Here is a 20,518-nt window from a genome sequence, read left to right on the forward strand (position 1 = left end):
TAATCAATTTACATTGAAATTGTTTTTAAAATTTAAAAATAATTCAGAAAGATTAATGAACTAAGTTGTTTTGGGGGATTATTGCTACCAAAGAAGGGTTGAAAGAAGCTGCCCCCGTACTTCGCAGGAGGAACTGATTTTAGGCTGTAAGTGTATTGGGGGGCTCAATGAGTCCGTCCGAATTATTTATTCCGCCCCCTATTCGCAGCGTTTGGAGCAAAGTTTAATGACCATTTTTCAATGACATCCTCCCACCTGGGCTACAAATACTACTCCATTGTCTGCTTTAAAACCCGCTTTTAACTCTATGGATTTGGCAGTATAAATTACTTGAGAGGTTCCATTTATTTTGTTTGATGCCGTAATCTTGCCGGTCGTGGCCGATGCCATTTTTTGGTATGTGCCCGACGAATAATCATTGTTGGGACTAACAAGCGTAACTTGACCTTGACATGGATTGCCATTTACGATGACCGTTACAGCATTTGATGCAATACTTGTGCAACCGTTTACGGTACAAGTAGCGGTAAACGTAGTAGTGTTATCCAGCTTGATTGTCAAAGGATTGGTAATCAGATTGGCCGTTGACCAACGAATTGTACCGCTACACCCTGTGGCAGTCAAGGTTGTATTGTTTCCAAAATTGACGGTGGTTGGATTAGCACTAATACTTGGTGCGATTTGATTCACTACTACCGCCACACTTGCCATTGCGGTACAAGCATTTTCATTTGTCACTATTACGATATATGTACCTGATGATGAAGTATTTGCATTTACAATTTCGGGATTTTGTAGAGAAGATGAATAATTATTAGGCCCTGTCCAAGCGTAAGAAACGCCGCCAGAAGAAGTCAAGTGTAAAGTATTGCCTGCACAAATCGGGGAATTGCTTCCAGCGGTTGGAGTGGGTAAAGCATTTACGGCTACCACTGTTGAAGCGGTAGCCGTACAACCATTCACATTGGTTACAGTCACAATATACGTTCCTGATAATAAAGTAGTTGCATTAATAAAGCTGGGATTTTGAGTAGCAGACGTAAAATTATTGGGGCCTGTCCAAGCGTACGAAATACCCCCAGAAGACGTAAGGTATAAATTGCTACCTGCACAAATGGGAGAGTTACTGCTTGCCGATGGGATAGGTAAGGGATGAACCAATACTGCCGTTGAGTCCATGGCCGAGCAGCCGTTTTCTGCCGTGACAGTAACAGTGTATGTGCCAGATAACATCGGCGCTGCACCAGAAAAACTTGGATTTTGTGCAGAAGATAAATAGTTATTAGGTCCTGTCCAAGCGTAAGAAACGCCACCAGATGAAGTCAAGTATAAAGTATTGCCTGCACAAATCGGGGAATTGCTCCCAGCGGTTGGAGTGGGCAAAGCATTGACTGTCATCGTAATGGTATCTGAAACAACTACACACGAACCAGAAGTTAATACAACTGCTACCTTATCGCTGTTTGCCAAATTATTAGTAGTAAAAGTAGCGGCAGTACCATTTTGCATAATTGTACCGTTTACTTTAAAAGTATAAAACGGCGAAGGCCCCACATGGGTAGGAGTAGCGGTAAAGGTTACGCTCGTACCAACACAAACGGTAGAGCTTGGAGTAACCGCAATACTGACAGACATGACTCCCGCTTGATTCTCATACGCCCCCATATCCACGGTTGAATTATGAATACGAGCCGCCCCAGTAATGTCCGTACTGATTCCCAAGGGGATATCTGCATTGTTCCCTACATTTATGGCAGGGCTACAATTTTGAAGAGCCAGGCCGTCATCGGCCGTACCAAAAATATTATCTGCGCCGTCTAGGTCATTTTGATTCACAAACAGCGGGTCTTGATTGATATTATTGATGCCCGTAAAACCTCCTTCTACATCAGAGTAGCTAACGTTAGCAGGACCTTGTCCTTCAATGTTACTTACGAAAAACCCTCTCTTTTTGTTTCCCCAAAAAATACTATTTTTTATAGCTAAAGCATAGTCAGAAGTATTGATAGCAGCGCCCGAACTATAATACCCGGTGGCATAATTTCTGATAAATGTGCAGTTGGTAATGGTATCTGAGCCGCTCGAACTCATAAATATACCTCCCCCGCCTAAAAAGTCCCCAGTGGCAATGTTATCAGAAAAAGTACAATTGGTTATTTTTAGTGACGACACCCCAAAAGCCCGCATCGCACCACCTAATATCGCAGCGTTATTTTTAAAAGTACAATGGGTAATGGTGAACGAAGCTGAATTACTGATAGACATTCCACCACCACCGCCATTACTTACTGTATTACTAGAGAAGACGCAATAGGAAATGATTGGCGAAGATCCGTCAAGTACGGACACCCCACCCCCACCACTTACTCCTCTATTTACAGAAAATCTGCAATTGGTAATGGTGGTAAAAGAGGTGAGAATTACCATTCCACCATCATTTGCTTGAGTAATAGTGAAGCCATCAAGAACGGTCGTGCTGTCGTCGTCCGCAGAGAGAACTACATGAGTAGTATTGTCATTATTATCATTAATCGTTCCTATATCTCCGCTCAAAATACTCGGATTGGCAGCTATTACGGCAGATGTTCGTTCAGAGAGCGAAGTTTCTGTTCCCGCAAAACTTCCATAGACCTTCACTTGGTTTTTGAGCATAAAAGCATAACTACTACTGGATGTGCAACCCGTACAACCGGTTGGGTAAGCATTCGGCTTATACGTACCCGCCGCTACCCAAACTTCGTCTTTGAGATACGAGGAGTCAATCATGGCCTGTAAGTTATCGGAGGCGTTTGCCCAACTGCTTCCATCGCCAGTGCCCGTGGCAATAGGTTTTACGTACAATCGTCTAAAGGGTGGCGCAGGAGGGATATATTGATTTTCATAAGCCCCCATGTCAATTCTTGGGTTCTGAATGCGAGGGGCACCTGTAATGTCTGCCGTAGCCGTTATCCCTACATTTGAGCCTTCTTCGGTGGCGGGACTGTTATTTTGTAGCGCTAAACCATCATCGGCAGTACTCAAAACATTATCTGCCCCATCAGGGTCGTTTGCGTTGACAAAGAGCGGGTCAACGGCAAATTTCATTCCATTTCCAGACCTTAACCCCGAAGAAGTGGCTACCGGATAGTTGGTGGTATTATTCGTCAATTGTAAGATTGAATAATTAATCCCCGTTCCTGAAAATGCAGTAATTAAATTCTCAATGTCAGCCCCAGGGACAGTAGGGTCAGAATTTTTTGTATTGCCCCAAAAAATACAATTTGTTAAGAGGGCCATCGTCCGCCCACTTCCTCCTTCTCCCCCTTCGTTGTAAATTCCTCCGCCGTGTTCCGTGGCATTGTTGCCGTAAAAGGTACAATTGATAAAAGTCGCGTCGAAGCCCAACTGGTGCATTACTCCACCGCCATTGGTGGCCGTATTGAAAGAAAAGCTACAATTACTAATATTTGGTGAAGCTTCAATATTGTATATTCCTCCCCCTGCGGCTGAGGTATTGGCATAGAAGTTAGATTGCTTAATGGTGGGTGAAGTTATATGATTGTAAATACCGCCCCCTTTCGCATTTCCCATGTTGGCCGAAAAGTTACACTTCATGATAGTCAGAGTAGAGGCGGCATCATTATAAATACCTCCACCAAAGTCTGCTTCGTTGTTTAAAAAATGGGTGTTGGTAATACTTGTGGAGCGTCCCCAAATCCAAAGTCCCCCGCCAAAAAGTGCTGTATTGATGATAAATTGACAGTTTGAAAGGATTAAAGTACATAAATCATTATTAATTCCACCGCCATTAGAAGTCGCAGTATTGGCAGAAAAAATAGAATTATTGATGGTTAACGAGCATTCTCTATTAAACATTCCACCACCATAAACTGCATTGTTATCTGTAAAGCTACAATTTGAGATGGTGAGAGTGGAGAATACGTTTTTCATTCCACCTCCCTTATTTTTATAAATATTTATTGATTCTACCGTAATCTCCCCCCCATGCGATGCATTGCCATAGGTGACTGTAAAACCATCCAACACCGTCATACTGTCATCATCTACTGAGATAATGACGTGAAAAGTGTTATCGCTGTTGTCGTTAATAATCCCAATATCGCCACTCAAAATACTCGGATTTGCCGTAATGACGGTGGGAGTTCGTTCACTCAGCGAGGTTTCTGTTCCTACAAAACTACCGTAGACTTTGACTTGGTTTTTGAGAATAAAGGCATAATCACGCGGGGAAGCGCAATTTGTACATCCTGTGGGATAGGCTATTGGTAGGTAAGTACCCGCTGCTACCCAAACTTCGTCATTGGCCGAAGCCCCATCTATCATCGCCTGTAAGTTACCCGAGGCGTTTGTCCAACTGCTTCCATCGCCTGTGCCAGTAGCAGTAGGTTTTACAAAGAAAACAGTAGCAGCGGCTTTAAATGATAACAGCCCAAACAAAACGAATATAAGTAAAAACAGGCATACATGCCTTTTGTATTCCCGTATATAAGGTAATATTTCCATTTTTACTGGAAGTTAATGGCTATTTTTAGCCGTTTAAATCACAGAAATAAACAGACAAAATACGATTCATATGCCCAGGCATATTTCCTGATAGCATATTTAGATTTATGGCGTAAATAGTCTAAAAACTAACCTAGATTCAATGATTTCAAGCAGTATAAAGATTGAGATGGGTCAGCTTTTTAGAAGTATTGATATGGAAAGTTTCGACCTATATTCGGAAGATTGATGGTATCTAGGTCAGACGACAGTCAGACTAAATACTGTGTTTGGGCCTCGGCTATTGTCTGACCTGACTGACTATAATTTGACTAACTTATTTATATGCCTGATGAGGCTTGTTTAAAACAATTGATGGACAAAAACGCTTAATAATCTCAATACATTCTCAATAAACCAATCCCTAACAAATGAAAAACACCTACCTTTCTGTTGTATTTGTAGTACTCTGTGGTTTTGGCACTTACGCCCAAACCACCACCAAACGCCCCTTAAAACCCTCAGATGTGTATCGCCTTCAAACGCTAAGCGACCCTCAAATCTCGCCCGACGGGAAGTGGGTGGCTTACACCCTGTCGTCGGTGGATTCAGTCAAAAACAAACGCAACGCTGACATTTGGATGACCTCATGGGATGGCAAAGAGTCGATTCAACTCACTTACAGCCCCGATGGAGAATCACAGCCTCGCTGGAGTCCCGACGGCAAATATTTGTCGTTTACCTCTTCTCGTAACGGGCTAACGAGCAGTCAGATTTGGCTGATGGACGTTCGAGGCGGCGAAGCACGGCAATTGACCGATTTGAAAAAAGGGAGTTTGTCGGAGTATGCATGGGCACCAGATGGCAAAAAAATCGCCTTAGTAATCAGCAATGACCCCGATACTTCAAAATCCAAAATGACCAAGCCCATCGTCATTGACCGTTTTAAATTCAAACAGGATGTAGAGGGCTACCTCACCAAAAAAACGACACATTTATACCTGTACGACTTGGTTACTAAGAAAATAGACACCTTGACCAAAGGTATCTACAACGAATCGTCGCCTAGATGGTCGCCTGATGGTACACAGATTGCCTTTGTGAGCAACCGCACCGCCGACCCCGACCGCAATGCCAATAGCGATATTTGGATTATAGATGCCAAACCCAATTCCGTCATGAAGCAGGTCACTACTTGGACGGGCCGCGATTCAGGCCCTGAATGGAGCCCCGACGGAAAACAAATCGCTTACGTGCGCTCTACATCTTCCGATAATTACTTCATGTATGATCAAACGATTTTATGTGTGGTATCAAAGGATGGGGGCGAGCCCAAACTGTTGAGCAAAACGCTGGATCGCCCTGTCGGTTCTCCACTTTGGACCAAAGACGGGGTGAATCTCCACGCCTTGGTTACCGACGACCGCACTCGCTACGTGGCTCAATTTGCCGTAGTCGACGGAAAAATGACCAAAGCATTGACAGGTAACCGAAGCGTTTCGGCCCTCGAACGGCACCCCTCAGGCACTATACTCACAGTCATGAGCGACCCACAAACGCCCAGTGAACTTTACGCTTTAGAAAGCGGCAACCTTCGCCGCTTGACAACCCATCAAGAGGCTTTTCTGGCGCCGCTGGCCTTGGCCACCGTCGAAGGGTTTACCTCAAAAAGCAAAGATGGAGCCAGCGTTTCCAACCTTCTGTACCGCCCCGCCAACGCCGTAAAAGGCGTCAAGTTACCCACCATTCTGTTTATTCACGGTGGCCCCGTAGCGCAGGATGAATTTAGCTTTGATTTGAGTCGCCAGATGTTGTCTGCGGCAGGGTATGCCGTTGTGGCCGTCAATTATCGCGGTTCCAATGGGCGCGGATTAGAGTATAGCAAAATTATTTCGGCCGATTGGGGCAACAAAGAAGTGTTAGATATTTTGGGTGCAACGGATTATTTGGTCCAAAACGGCATTGCTGACCCCGAAAAATTGGGCATCGGTGGCTGGAGCTACGGCGGTATTTTAACGAATTACACGATTGCTTCGGATACGCGTTTCAAAGCGGCCTCCAGCGGGGCAGGCGTGGCGATGATTTCGTCGCTGTACGGCGTAGATCAGTACATTTTGCAGTACGAAAACGAACTAGGCTCCCCGTGGAAAAATTTCGATAAATACGTGGCCCTGTCCTATCCTTTCCTCAAAGCCGACCGCATCAAAACACCTACCCAATTTATGGTGGGCGAAAGTGACTTTAACGTTCCGTCGGTAGGCAGCGAACAGATGTATCAGGCCTTACGCTCACTTGGAACACCAACGGAATTGATTATTTACCCAGGCCAATTCCACGGTATCACCAACCCAAGCTTCCAAAAAGACCGTTTTGAACGCTACATCAAATGGTTTAATGCTTATTTGAAGAAGTAAAGGTAGGAATTTAGAAGTAGGAGGTATGAAATAAGAGCTCAGAAATAGGAAAAGCTGAAGCAACGCCGTTGGTGTTATTCCACCAACGGCGGCTTTTGTACCTCTATTAACTCTTACCTCTGATTTCTTACTTCTTCAATAAAATTAATCAGAAAAATACTTCCTTCTAAGGCGTCATAAATTTCCAAGTCACGTTCCCAACAGTGTTGGGTTTGCCGTTTTCGGGATTGGATATAGTACCTTTCCATTCGCCGTTGGCTTGGCGCGCAACTGTAATGGTTCGCCAACTAAAATGACCTTTTTCATAATCAAAGGTTTCCCCGTCGTCGTCGTAAAGCTTGTATTGGGCAGGTTTTTGACCGTAGTGACGAATCTCAATATCTACTTTTTGGTCGGGTTTAGGGGCGTGTAACATTACGGGCATCATCGGAATAATACCCCCATCTTTGACAAAAACGGGAATTTTTTCCAACCCCGGCGTAACGGTAATCACCTCGCCCTCTCCCACCAACTTGCCCGTGTAAAAATCGTACCATTTTCCTTTCGGCAACACCACTTTACGGGAGGTCTGTCCCGTAAACATTGGTGCTACCAACAGGTATTCTCCCGCCATGTACTGGTCTTTGATTTCTTTGTTGACGGCCACGGCGTAAGGATTTTCTTCCAAATTGGCATTCAGAAGTTCCTTTTTTAGCTCCGTTTTAAAATCAGGTTCAAGATTGACGGCCCGAAACGGGGGTGTACCTTCAAAATGATACTTGGCAAATTCGGTGTACCAATACGGCATCATCCGCATCCGCAGTTGCGAAATTTCTTTGATTTGCTCCGCCACTTCAGGAAATGTCCAAGGTTTAGTGCTGCTAGCCCACGCATTAATCATGGCCATCGGTGAAAAGCACACCGATTGAAACCGCCGCAACCATTCTTCACCCGTCTTGGAAGCCCGCACTTCTGGAGTCCACAGGGTTCCCGAGAAACCGCTGTTAATCAAGCCCGTAATAAAATCTTCGTGGCTGTAATTATCGTTGTAAATCACGTACGGTAACGATACTCCGCCTGCATTGGAAGCCCGCACCAACCCGTAGGTGCGTCGGTTGTGTTTACGAAACATATCGGTGCTTTGTTTCATCACCAACACCCCGTATGTCTGGCGCATTTGCTCGGCACTGAGCCCCGAAGGAAACGTAGCCACATCGGGCCAAAGCCACGAATCAAAGCCATCCACTTCGTCGATTTTATACCCGCTAACGCCTATACTGACGTGGTCTTTGTCAAATTGCCCCCAATAAATGGACTGCGCTTTGGGTATCGTTAAATCGGGCACGGCTCCCACCCAAACCGAATGTGAGCCCGTAAAAGGCGCAATTTTGGGAAAAATTGAGGCCTCGGGTGATACGTAAGGATTGGTCCAAAGATTGATGCGAACGCCCTTGCTGAGCATCTCTTTTACAAAAGCAGCAGGCTGAGGAAAACGGGTTTTGTCCCACTCAAAAGTGCAAGGATAGGATTTGCTCTGCCAGCCAGGTTCGAGACCAATAAAATCCAACGGATATCCCTTTTCTTCAAATTCGGCCGCTTCTTTTTGCACATCTTTATCAGAATACAAACGATTGACGCGTTGCGTAAAACCTAGCCCCCAACGCGGCGGCAGGCAGCCCCCACCGTTGAATAAATTAAACCGCCGCACGGCTTCCATCGGCGATGGCCCACCAAAAACATACAGCTCCACGCCCCCCGCTGGCACGAGCATTTCGACCGCATCGGAATAGGGTTGGGCTTGCCAGTTTTTGTCGGTATTACGGTCTTGCAACAGGGGCGGATTTTTACTGTCGGTCCGGACGGCGGTGCCTGCGTACACGTTGATGTAACGCGCCGAATTCACAAACACCCCGTAACCTTTGGACGACACATAAAAGGGGACGGGCGCGTGAGTACGTCCGTTGTCTTTGTTGCCGTAATGGTCCATGTGCAGCTGCAAGATTTTTCCCCGTTGATGAACGGTCTGAAAGTTGAGCCCAAAACCAAAGAGTTGTTCACCGCGCTCCAAAGGAATGCGCAAATAGGTTTTACCGTCTCGGAGCTGCACCGAAATCTCGTTTTGGTTCAACGGAAATCCTGTCGTACCCATATTTTTCAAGGCAAGGGTATTTGGCTGAGCGCCCGCAGCCGTCAGAAGATTATACGCTTCAGGCTTACCCACAGACACTTTCCAGACACCCGAAGCTACTTGTTTCCACTGCATTAATTGGGCAGAAGCCCCGAAGTTTGCCGAAAGCAAACCCAGCAACAACAATATTTTATAAATAGATTTTTTCATTTTGATGGTACAAGGGTATAACGTTTTCCTTTTTCGGTCTGAAATTCAATTAGATAAGTTTCTGCCAACGGTACATCCACCAACTTTGCCCCGGGGTTTTTGACAAACTTCAAAGTTTCGGTTTCGGGATTGAGCGGATTAATTGCGACGGATTGGGTTGATAATGAGGGCATTTCAACCACTTTAACGGGTACCTTTGTACGCAACCGACACACACCGCCGAGGTTGGACAACACACTCGCTTGGGTTAGTTTTCCCCGTTCCCATTCAATAGTTACGTCGAAATTTCCACGGGCTTTGATTCCTTTCACAGAACCATTGGGCCAAGCATCAGGCAGGGCAGGCAGCAAGCTGATTTCGCCCGTATGGCTTTGCAGCAACATCTCGGTAATACCAGCAGTACCACCAAAATTTCCGTCAATCTGAAAAGGTGGGTGCGCGTCAAATAAGTTGGGATAGGTTCCACCACCCGACTGTGTAGACAAGTTTGCGCCGTTTCGAGAGGTATTTTTTGGACCGACATACGACAGTCCGTCTCGTAGTATTTTATACGCATGGTTGCCATCTTCGAGGCGCGCCCACCAGTTTATTTTCCACGCCATCGACCAGCCCGTACTAACATCGCCCCGCTGAATCAGCGTTTTTTTGGCCGCCGCCGCCAACTCTGGCGTTTGACGAGGGTTGATTTGATGACCTGGGTGTAGGCCAAATAAGTGTGAAATATGGCGGTGCTTATCGGTGGGGTCGTCCCAATCTTTGTACCATTCTTGCAATTGTCCGAATTGACCAATTTGATAGGGATACAAACGAGCTTTGGTTTTCTCCAGTTGGGCCATGAATGCAGCATCGGTTTCCAGAATTTTAGCCGCCTGAATGCAATCATTAAACAACTCCCGAATGATGGCCATGTCCATCGTAGAAGCCATCGTAATCTGGTATTCTTTACCACTGATTTTGATGGTGTTTTCGGGCGAAGTGGACGGATTGGTAATCAAATGCCCTTGGCCATCTTCAACCAACCAATGTAACATAAACTGCGCGGCACTTTTCATGAGTGGATACCCGTGTTCACGCAGAAAAGCTTTGTCGCCCGTAAACTGATAATGTTCCCACAGATGGGTGCTCAACCAGGCTCCCGCCATCAACCAACTCGACCAACTACCCCGACTGCGCGAATCCCACTCATAGCCACCACCCGCGGATGTTTTGGCCCAAATATCGGTACCGTGGTGCGTAATCCAGCCTTCATTAATACCGTAATTGACCTTGGCCGTTTTGGCTCCATTGACGGCCAAATTACCGATAAAATGCAGTAAGGGCAAATGACATTCGGATAAATTGGCGTTTTCAGCGAGCCAATAATTCATTTCTACGTTGATATTGGTAGTATAATTACTGCCCCAAGGCGGCTGAATGTGGTCGTTCCAAATCCCCTGCAAGTTGGCAGGAATCCCCGCTGCTCCCGAAGCGCCATTGCGTGAACTTGAAATCAATAAGTACCGACCAAACTGATAATATAGGGTTTGCAATTGCGTATCGGAAGGCCCATTTTGCTGACGAATCAGACGTTCGTCGGTGGGTAATTTGAGGGCTTCCGCATCTTCTCCCAAATCCAACGCCACCCGATTAAACAGCTTTTGATAATCAGCGATGTGCACGGCTTTGAGTTGGGCATAAGTAGATAATAACGCCTTTTGTAGAATCGCGTTCGCCTCCACTGAAGGGTCTTTCCCAGCCAATCCTGGAGATTGATCAAATCCGTTAAAACTCGTTGCGCCAACTACATAAAACGTTACGGTATTAGCTCCCGAAATGCTCAATTTACCATTTTGGCTTCTCACTTTTCCTCCCTCAGATTGGGCCGCCAAATGAATTTCAAAGTTCGTTCCTTCCCCCTTTGGATCCTCATCGTACAGAATCTGTTGCGGCTCAGTGGGGCGGTGAGCTACGTGCTTGGGGGCTTTCCCTTTTAAAACAAGTTGATTTAAGGCGGCATTTAAAACATTGAATTTCAACTTACTACTCAATACTGCACTGACATTGATGCAGTTCTTTTTGTTGGCACTAATCCGTACTACCATCACCGAAGCGGGGTGACTAATAAAGGTTTCGCGGGTATAAGTCACTCCGTCAACGGTATATTTCACGGTAGAAACGGCCGTGTTTAAATCTAATTCACGGTGGTAATGGGTCGCGGTAGAATCACGAAGACCGAAATCAAGGTGTAAGTCGCCCATCGGCAAATAACGAGCGCAATACGGCCCTTGCATTTTCTTCCAAAGTGCATCTGCTTTGTCGTACTCACCTTCAGAAATGGCTTTGCGCACCTGCGGTAAAACCGTTGGACCGTTGGGGTTATTGCCTTCAATAGGGTAGCCCGACCATAGCGTATTATCGTTTAGCTGAAAGCGTTCATGGTTGACCCGCCCAAACACCATCGCTCCCGTTTTGCCGTTACCCAAGGGCAGGGCTTCCTCCCAAATTTGTGCGGGCTGAGCATACCAAAGTTTGAGTTGAGAGCTACGACCAGGGAGCTGCGCATAGCTGGTGGTTAATCCAATCGGTGGCCCCAGTAGCAACCAAATAGAAAAACAGGCCACAAAATGTACCAGAAATACGCGAGAAAATGAAAAAGTTGAATGAGTAAAAGAGGGATACTTTTGACACAGAAACTTCATACAACAAGGGTCAGGAGTTTATATTTATTCAAGTTCACAAAGACCAGTCAGATCGCACTATAGTAAAGCTGTCTTCTTATGTCACAAGCTCAATTTGGGCCTTACTTACTCTATTTAGAATCTAATCTTTAAGCTAATACTCTACTGAAAACATCTATTTCTTCCGCTGATTTTATGCTTTCTTTCGGCCATTTTTTTGCTTTGTGTATGATTTTTAGTCAATTTGAGCCATATTTGTATAAAACCAATCCTCGTTGAAAAACTTGTCACCAAAACATATAAGGTATTTTTTGCCCCTAATCATCTTTGATTTTAGCAGTGATATGCCCGATTATCGTTTTATTTGAAAACTCAATCCACTCCCACCTAACCGTCCAATGAACATGTGATTTTTTAGAATGACGCTTCATGCTTTGAAACAGGCATGTTTTTTCTATTAAATACCTCTTTGATGCTCCTTCAAAAACGCGGCAAACCTCATCTGTAAAAGAATTGTTTGCCAATAGAGGAGACTTCATCGTAATATTTTTCTCAATTTTTAACTCTTACATGGAATTATTTATCATATTTCTGCTTACGATTATCAACGGCATCTTCTCAATGTCCGAAATCGCGGTAGTCTCTTCTCGCAAAGTAAAACTGGAAAATTCGGCCAAAAGAGGCAGCAAATCAGCCAAACTAGCCTTAGAACTTATCAATTCGCCCAATCAATTTCTTTCTACTGTTCAAATCGGCATCACCCTCATCGGGATTTTGTTGGGTATCTTTGGGGGAGAAAACCTGACCAACGATTGGCAAGACTATTTAAACCAATTTGAGGTTTTGAAACCCTACAGCCGCCCGTTGTCGGTGGGGGGCGTGCTGGTGATGATTACGTTTATTTCTTTGGTAGTCGGTGAACTGGTTCCCAAACGAATCGGTCTGACTAATCCCGAAGGCATCGCCAAAGCAGTGGCATTGCCGATGCAAATTCTTTCAAAAGTTACCTCGCCATTCGTGTGGCTTTTGACCCATACGTCTGATCTTTTACTCAAAATTTTGCGTATAAAACCCTCCGCCGATAGCCGCGTGACGGAAGAAGAAATCAAAGCGTTTATTCAGGAAGGAACCGACGGCGGTGAAGTACAGGAAATTGAACAAGAAATTATGGAGCGGGTTTTTCATTTGGGCGACCGCAAAGTAGGCTCCCTCATGACGCACCGGATGCAGTTGGTTTGGCTCGATTTGACCGATAGCCCCGACGAAATACGCGAAAAAATCAAGGGCGAAATCCACTCTGTTTATCCCGTTTGTAGAAACACCGTCGACGAAGTGGTCGGGGTCGTGTTGATGAAAGATATTTTCCAGCAGGTCATGGAAAACCGCCCCCTTGATTTGGAGGCGTTGATTAAAGAGCCCCAATACCTACCCGACAGCAGTTCGGCCTACATTGCGCTCGAACGCCTTCAAGAAAACCGTCAGCATTACAGTATGGTCATAGATGAATACGGAGCTTTACAAGGAATCGTAACACTGAATGACCTGATGGACGCCCTCGTAGGCGACGTGAGCGACACCAATTATGATGACGAAACCAGCATCGTTCAGCGGGAGGATGGCACCTATATTACCGATGCTCAGATGCCCTTCTACGATTTTCTAAGCTATTTTGACCAGTTAGATCTATACAATGAAAATATGCCTTTTAATACCATTGGAGGTCTGTTGCTCGAACATTTTGGACACGTACCCAAAACGGGAGAGATTATATTCTGGCATGGTTTTAAATTCGAAATTTTTGACATGGACGGTGCCCGGATTGACAAAGTGTTGGTGACGCAGGAAGAAGGAGATTCAACAGACGCTTAAAACACCCAATTGTCAAAATTTATGGGCCAATAAAGGCTTACAACTTTTTCAAAACCAACGTCTTATCATTTACACCAGCGGGACTTTGAAGCATAATGGAAGAGGCCGCAACGCTTACATTGTCAGTTTTAAGGGTTTTTCCTGTAACCACATCAGTCCATGTAGCTGAATAGTTTCCTTTGGGCAACTGTAGGTTTATCCGACAAGGTTGCGCCAAAAGCGGCTCAGCATATACCAAATATTGCTGGCGGTCTTTCATCGAATACACAAACGCGCCTTCGGCGTGCCCTAAAAATGAAGCATCGGGCTTGAGCGTTGCCAAGTCCATGCGTTCCAATTGATTTTTTAGCATTTTGAACTGCCTTCTTAGCGTCGGACTTCCGCCGCCGGGGGCATTGTTGGTCAAATCATTTCCATCTTCCGAACCAACTGAAAACGAGTAGTCTAAATGACCAAACAGTCCTCCGCCGTTCATCATAAATCTCCATGCTTGTCGGCGATAAGTGTCGTCGCTTTTCCCCGCAAAGCCCGTTTCATTAAAACCGACAACTTTGTTGAGGCGATAATTCAGGCCCGCCGCCTCAGGGTGTGCATAGTGAAACGTATAGATAGAAATATTGGGGTCTGACACAAAAACGGGCAATTTAAAATTGGCGATATTGTGCGAAATCAGGTGTTTTTTTGCCAAGCTTTTCTCTTGATTTACAATCCATCCCGAAACGTTTTTGTGCCACTCGCGAGATTTGGCGGAGGCAACTTCGAGCGTATTTTTCCAGTTATTCCCAGGTTGTTTTAAATCATCAGCGCCCATATAATCGTTCCAAACCAGCACCGTATCTTTGCCTTCGGCCCAAGGTTCGTTCTGAATTTCGAAGTAAAAATGGTCGTATTGATTCAATTCCTGCACCAATTTTCGGGTATAGGCTTCCTGAAATTTCAAGATTGCGCCATTATCAAGTGTGTTAACTTTATTGGGCGCGAGGTCGGTGGGTGTTTGATTGACATTATTTCTGCCATTGAAAGGATGATACACCCAACCCGCCCCGTAATACGCCGAAAAAAGACAGATTTCCACAATCACCCCGCTCTGCTCAGCCTTTTTCATGAAGTCATGCAAACGCGCAAAAAACGCTTCGTCCCACACATTAAGGTCGTATTTATCATTTACTTTTTTCCATGGCAACAGTAAACGGTCGTTGGCGGGTGCCATGGTGTTTTTTTGAATGCCAAACGCCCCAGGCTTTTCATAGTACGCCCCCGTAAACAACCGAGTTGTATTGAGACCGTCGGCTTGGAGGGTTTTGAGGTAGGTATCGTAGTTAAAATCAAGGTTCATCACGGCTCCGTAGTGTTCTCCCGAACCCACAATGACGGTCGATTTGCCCTTATACGTAAAATAATGCGGGTTTTGGGGCAATAACGCCAAGGTTTGAGCCAATGATGTAAAGCAAGCACTAAACGCGCAGAGGAAAGCGAAGATAAATTTCATGATAGGTTTTGGGTAGGTAGGACTTGTTGGCAAGTCTACATTTTTCAGGAAAGCCATTTATCAAACCATTCAAATGCATCTTTTTGCATTGGTTGGTCAAACTTATGCTCACCGTCATAAAACTTCCCTTGGTATTTATCCCCCGCTCCCGCTTTGGCAAAGATTTCACGGAGTTGGGTGTCGGCTTTTTTCATTTCTGGCAACGTAAATAAGTCATCGTCGTTGTTGTTTTGCACCATCGTTGGCAAAGGCGCCCGTATCCCCAAAATCTCGGGAAAATCTAAATAATTGGGTAACAACGGCACATATAGCATCCACGTGTGCGTGTACGATTTGTACAAAATAAAATCATCCCAGGTCGACATAAAACCCACGCACACCGCGCATTTGATGCGCGCATCCAACCCACCCAAGTACGCCGTCCGCAATCCACCACCCGACAGTCCCGCGCAGCCGATGCGGTTCTTGTCTACATCGGAACGGTTGCTTAAAATATCCAAGGCAATTTGGTCTTCGGCCAAAACCACGCCTGGCCAAGTGGTACCACCGCAAAACAATGATTTCGACATAACGTGCTCATGCTCACCCGCCCAAGTATTGTAGGCTTGGATATTTTCGGTTTTCTCGGGGTCAGCGTCCGATTTACCTTCCGTTTTGAGTGGGCCCCACGAATACCCAGCGACTTCGTCGTACAATACCCGACGACTTTCAAACGCAAATGTATCGTGAACCAATACCACATAACCGCGCTTGGCAAGCTCATTAGCCCAGGCTTTACCACCATAATAATGCTCCTGATGCTCAACCAACAACGGGTGCATGTCGTCCGAAAGGCGTACTATTTTACGTTTACCAAAGTACTTATTGCCGCCGTGATCGTGAAGCGCCAGAATCGCAGGCAGGGGTTTGGTTGCTCCTTGGGGCTTCAAAAGATAGGCTTTGGTCGGGCGGCCATAGGGCAATTGCCACGACAGCTCTTCAATATCCAGGCCATCATAAGCGTATTTTTTCTCGACCGTAACGCTGGGCATTTTGCCCAAATCAGGTTTAAAAATCAGCTCACTGGTTTTGGCAAGGGCTTCTTTTTGCCACGTTTTTACATTGTTCCATTTGGCGTTTCGGAACGATAACGCAGGGATATTTTTTACCAATGATGCGGCCCATTCGCCGTACGTGCCAATCAGGCTTTTTTGAGTTGCCATTGTTTCTGGGTGGGTTGAAAAAACATGATTCCCAAACGATACATCCATTGCATCGGGCAGAACCGCCAATGAAGCCGCCATACTTGCCGAAGTTTTAATGAAATTGCGGCGGGAAGCAGAAGATTTTCTGTTCATTTTTGAGGGTTTTTGTCGTCTGTTTTGCTTACTTTATTTGGACGCTATCCAACAGCTCAAATTCGGACCTAAACAGCGCTGGTCGCTCCTGCACGTCATCACCCAATTCCAGCACCACACCCGACTTTTTATCGTGGCCTTTCCACTCGGGAAGGCCCTTGGCGTTGGGGTTCCCTGTTTTGGCAAAATTCACCCAATAATCGGCCATGTTATTTTCCAATTGGCGGTCCACTTCCTGCCAAGGCCGATTCCAGCGGTGCAATGTATGCAACGCATACGGTACTTCTGAGGTGTGAAATGCGCCATAATTCGGAAAATTGGGCTTATCGGGCGGCACGTGCGTAAACTGATAAAGATAAGCTTTGCTTTTATTGAAGCCCGCCCACAAATGCGCCGAACGGGCCGCAAACGAAAGCAAGCCCAATTTTAACTGGGCAGCTTTGGCCTCATCGTCGGTAGCGGCGGGAAAAAGTTTCAAAAATTCGTCGGCCTTGTCACCGTATTTTTCCCGCAATTGTTGTTTGAATTTTTCAGCAGAAAGCGCCTGTCCACCCGTGATACTGCCGTCACCCGTGACCCAGCCCGCCATCAGCGGCACGTCGTTGTGTTTGCCTTCTTTAAAATGGTTGAAAATATCCGTAGGCAACACGTGGCCGTCGAGTGTAACGCCAAAACGAATGCCGCCTTGCGTCGCAGCCAAAATTTCTTCGGGTGTCTTTTTGCGTAATTCCGCCAAATTGGCCGCATTGGCCTTCTTCTGAAACGCTTCACCCACTTTTTCGGCATCCGTCAACGACGCTGGAATGCGGTTGGAAAGCATCCCACCGCTTTGTGCAATGGCGCGGTGAAAAAGGCGCTTTGCCAACGGCGACGCTACCAAACAATTGACGCTCATCGACCCTGCCGACTGCCCCGCAATGGTGACATTGTTGGGGTCGCCGCCAAAAGCAGCAATGTTGTTCTGAATCCATTTGAGGGCCGCAATCTGGTCCAGTAAACCATAATTTCCGGAGGCGTTATTTTGTTCTTTACTCAACTCAGGATGCGCCATAAAACCTAACGCGCCGACCCGATAATTAATGCTAACAAAAACAACCCCTTTTTTTGCCATTTCTTCACCGTCGTAAATGGCGCAAGCTGCCGAACCCGACGAAAAGCCCCCACCATAAATCCACACAAAAACGGGACGATTCTCATAAGCCAACTTCGCGCCCGTCCAAACATTGAGGTACAGACAATCTTCGCTCAGTGGCTCCGGTGGGGCAATAAACTCTTCGGTCCAGCAGTAAAAAGGCACTGGTTTGGACTGAATCGGACTTGCCGAAAAAGCCTCACATTTGCGAACGCCTTGCCAGTTTTTGGCAGGCTTAGGAGCTTTCCAACGCAAGTCACCCACGGGTGGCGCGGCAAAAGGAATGCCTTTATATATATGAATGTCGCCACTTTTCAGGCCTGATATAGCACCATTTTCAGTCTTGACAATGTCATATTGCGCCTGTGTTTTTAGCCCTACCGCAAGCAATCCTAACAGTAGAAGATTGGGAAGTATTTTCATAACCTATCAAATCAAAAAAATGAGAAAAACTACTCATAATACAGTTACTAAGCCACCTTCCCTACCATTTCCACCATCGCCACAAGTACTCGTTAAAGAGTCCACCTCTCATCTAATTACATCCATTCTTCTAAAAAAACCGTTAATGTATGTTAAGAAGCACGCTAACGTCAGTTTTTAGCTAATTTTGTGCGTTAATACTGCACAGAATTTAAAAAGAACAACAGCCTGCTGACCCGTCGCCTGTGTGAACGACACTTTTCATTGATTTTATGATTTTTTCAAAAATTAGCCATATCCATTGCAACCCCAAAGCCATATTCAGCGTATATGGGATTAAACGACTTATCATTCTAATGAGCGTCTTCAGTTCCGTATTCACCTATGCCCAACGCCCTACCGCAGGCCCTACTTCCTCCCCGCAAGGAGAAGAAAAGGTATTTTTGCTGGGTGCAGACAGCATGACTGTCATGAAAATGACGGATGGAAGTGAAGTACGCAGGGTAGTCAACAAAGTGGTTTTTCGTCACAAAGGAGCGCTGATGTATTGTAACTTGGCCATTCACAACGTGGCCTCTAATGCCATTGAGGCTTACGGCAATGTTCGGATTGTGCAGGGGGATACCATTACCGTTACGGGTGATACCCTGTTTTACTACGGAAACAGCCGTTTGGCCAAAGTGATGGGAAAAGTAGTCAATCTTAAAGACCGCAAAAGAACCGTTACGTCAACCAAGATTGAATACGACATGGCAACGGGCATTGCATTTTATCCCAACAAAGGAAAAATCATTGATGCCGAAAACACCCTGACCAGCAACATAGGGTATTATGACACCCGCACCAAAGTTTCTACTTATTACACCAACGTTAAACTGGTCAACAAAAAGTACACGCTGACCACCGACACCCTCATTTATAACTCGTTGACCAAAATCGCTGACTTTAAAAGCCCTACAAAAGTAGTCAGTAAAGAAGGAACGGTCATTGCCAAAAATGGCTCCTATAACACCGATACTGGCGAGTCACTGTTTAGAACCCGCACCACCATTGACAATCCAGACTATACCCTCACGGGCGACTCACTCTCGTTTGACAACCTAAACAAAAAAGGGTTTGCCAAGGGAAAAGTGGAAATTGTGTCTAAAAACGACGACACGATTCTCAACGGTGATTTCGGAATCTACAACGGCAAATTGGGCATATCAAAGGTTTGGGGACACGCCCTAACGCGGTCTGTCATTTCAAAAGACACTCTTTTTATGACAGCCGATACCCTTTACTCCATTGATATACAGCCAGATACAACCACAGTGACTATCTCAAAATCAAATTTATCCAGCAAACAACTTGACAAAAATAAAGTTGATGCTGATTCTTTGGCTAAGGTAAAACCTGTAGTTGGTTTTCCGCTCAAAGGAAGAAAAAGTAGTGTTTTTTTAAAAGAAATAACCCCGTCCGATCAGGCCAATTTGGCAAAACGTATCGCGGCAAAAACGAAGACAAGTGCCGATTCTGTGCTTAGTATTTTGCCTCTGCCCGCCTCCGGGAGAGAGCTTTCTAAGCCCGCCAAAGACGCGCTCGTAAACCAAAAAGCAGATACATCAAATGCCCAAAAACCCCGAAAGTTAATTGGGTACAAAAACGTATTATTGTACAAAAAAGACCTTCAAAGTCGGTGTGATTCACTGATTTACAACTCTTTGGACTCCAACATTACATTTCTAAAAAAGCCCATCATCTGGTCTTCTAAGTATCAGTTGGAAGCAGATTCAATCGTGGCGCAGATGGTCGAACAAAAGTTGAGGACCATGTACCTGAAAGCAAAATCATTTGTTATTTCTCAAGATACCCTTCTCAATTTTAATCAAGTAAAGGGGCGAAGAATTACCGCTTATTTTGACGACAGCACCCGATTGCAACGCGTATTTGTGGAAGGCAACGGCGAGAGTATCTATTTTGCGGCCAACGAAGAAAAAAAAGCCATGGGAATGAATCGAGTAGAATGTGCCAAGATGACGCTCAATTTCCGTCGTAACCAAGTACATAGAATTCAATTTGTGGGCCAACCCGATGGTCGTTTTATTCCTCCGCAGAGTATTAAAGGAGAAGACAAAGAACTTGAAGGGTTCAATTGGCGAATAAAAGAAAAACCGACAAAACTTGAAATTTTAGCCAAAGCTGGCTTTAAACCAATCGAAAGTAAAATTGTCAAACCCATAGAAGCAAGAGAATCAAAAGCAGTCAAAACGGTGACGAAAGAAGTTTTGAAAACAAGGGTAAAGTCCAATAAAAAGAAACTTTAGTCTAAGAAAAACCTTTTACGCTTTTTTTTCGTTTATATTGTATCCCGATTAATAAATTTTAACACTCTTTTAAGGTTCAATTTTTGATATTA

General features: G+C 45.3%; 9 protein-coding genes. 3 read left to right on the plus strand and 6 right to left on the minus strand.

The genetic code is table 11. The features are described from left to right. Nucleotides 1–237: 237 nt before the first annotated feature. Nucleotides 238–4,503, minus strand: coding sequence for a right-handed parallel beta-helix repeat-containing protein (locus GVN20_RS06960; RefSeq protein WP_166557635.1), 4,266 nt, complete (start codon nt 4,501–4,503; stop codon nt 238–240). A gap of 410 nt (nt 4,504–4,913) precedes the next feature. Here GVN20_RS06960 and GVN20_RS06965 point away from each other — a divergent pair, with 410 nt between their 5' ends. Continuing rightward, nucleotides 4,914–6,896, plus strand: coding sequence for a S9 family peptidase (locus tag GVN20_RS06965; protein WP_166557636.1), 1,983 nt, complete (start codon nt 4,914–4,916; stop codon nt 6,894–6,896). Nucleotides 6,897–7,062: 166 nt separating this feature from the next. Here the strand turns inward: GVN20_RS06965 and GVN20_RS06970 are convergent, their stop codons facing one another. Continuing rightward, nucleotides 7,063–9,213 carry a TIM-barrel domain-containing protein gene (locus tag GVN20_RS06970; RefSeq protein WP_166557637.1) on the minus strand — a complete coding sequence of 717 codons (2,151 nt, stop codon included), beginning with the start codon at nt 9,211–9,213 and terminating at the stop codon, nt 7,063–7,065. Continuing rightward, nucleotides 9,210–11,891, minus strand: a complete 2,682-nt coding sequence (locus tag GVN20_RS06975) for a glycosyl hydrolase family 95 catalytic domain-containing protein (RefSeq protein ID WP_166557638.1) — start codon at nt 11,889–11,891, stop codon at nt 9,210–9,212. The genes GVN20_RS06970 and GVN20_RS06975 overlap by 4 nt, the downstream gene beginning before the upstream one ends. Nucleotides 11,892–12,440: 549 nt before the next feature. Here GVN20_RS06975 and GVN20_RS06980 point away from each other — a divergent pair. Further along, on the plus strand, nt 12,441–13,739 hold the full coding sequence (locus GVN20_RS06980; protein ID WP_166557639.1) for a hemolysin family protein: 1,299 nt from the start codon (nt 12,441–12,443) through the stop codon (nt 13,737–13,739). A gap of 37 nt (nt 13,740–13,776) precedes the next feature. Here GVN20_RS06980 and GVN20_RS06985 read toward each other — a convergent pair whose 3' ends face one another. Genes GVN20_RS06985 through GVN20_RS06995 form a run of 3 tightly spaced genes read right to left on the minus strand, consistent with a single transcriptional unit; the run spans nt 13,777 to nt 18,120 of the window. Further along, nucleotides 13,777–15,228 (minus strand): cellulase family glycosylhydrolase, encoded by a 1,452-nt coding sequence (locus GVN20_RS06985; protein ID WP_166557640.1) that lies wholly within the window; start codon nt 15,226–15,228, stop codon nt 13,777–13,779. A 44-nt stretch (nt 15,229–15,272) separates the two neighbouring features. Next, nucleotides 15,273–16,565, minus strand: a complete 1,293-nt coding sequence (locus GVN20_RS06990) for a dienelactone hydrolase family protein (protein ID WP_206023215.1) — start codon at nt 16,563–16,565, stop codon at nt 15,273–15,275. Nucleotides 16,566–16,593: 28 nt separating this feature from the next. Further along, nucleotides 16,594–18,120 (minus strand): carboxylesterase/lipase family protein, encoded by a 1,527-nt coding sequence (locus GVN20_RS06995; RefSeq protein ID WP_166557641.1) that lies wholly within the window; start codon nt 18,118–18,120, stop codon nt 16,594–16,596. 356 nt (nt 18,121–18,476) lie between these two features. On the opposite strand from GVN20_RS06995, the gene GVN20_RS07000 reads away from it, so the two are divergent. Next, nucleotides 18,477–20,426 carry an OstA-like protein gene (locus GVN20_RS07000; RefSeq protein WP_166557642.1) on the plus strand — a complete coding sequence of 650 codons (1,950 nt, stop codon included), beginning with the start codon at nt 18,477–18,479 and terminating at the stop codon, nt 20,424–20,426. The last annotated feature ends 92 nt before the right edge of the window (nt 20,427–20,518 follow it).

Source organism: Runella sp. CRIBMP (assembly GCF_009905605.1).
Classification (GTDB): domain Bacteria; phylum Bacteroidota; class Bacteroidia; order Cytophagales; family Spirosomataceae; genus Runella.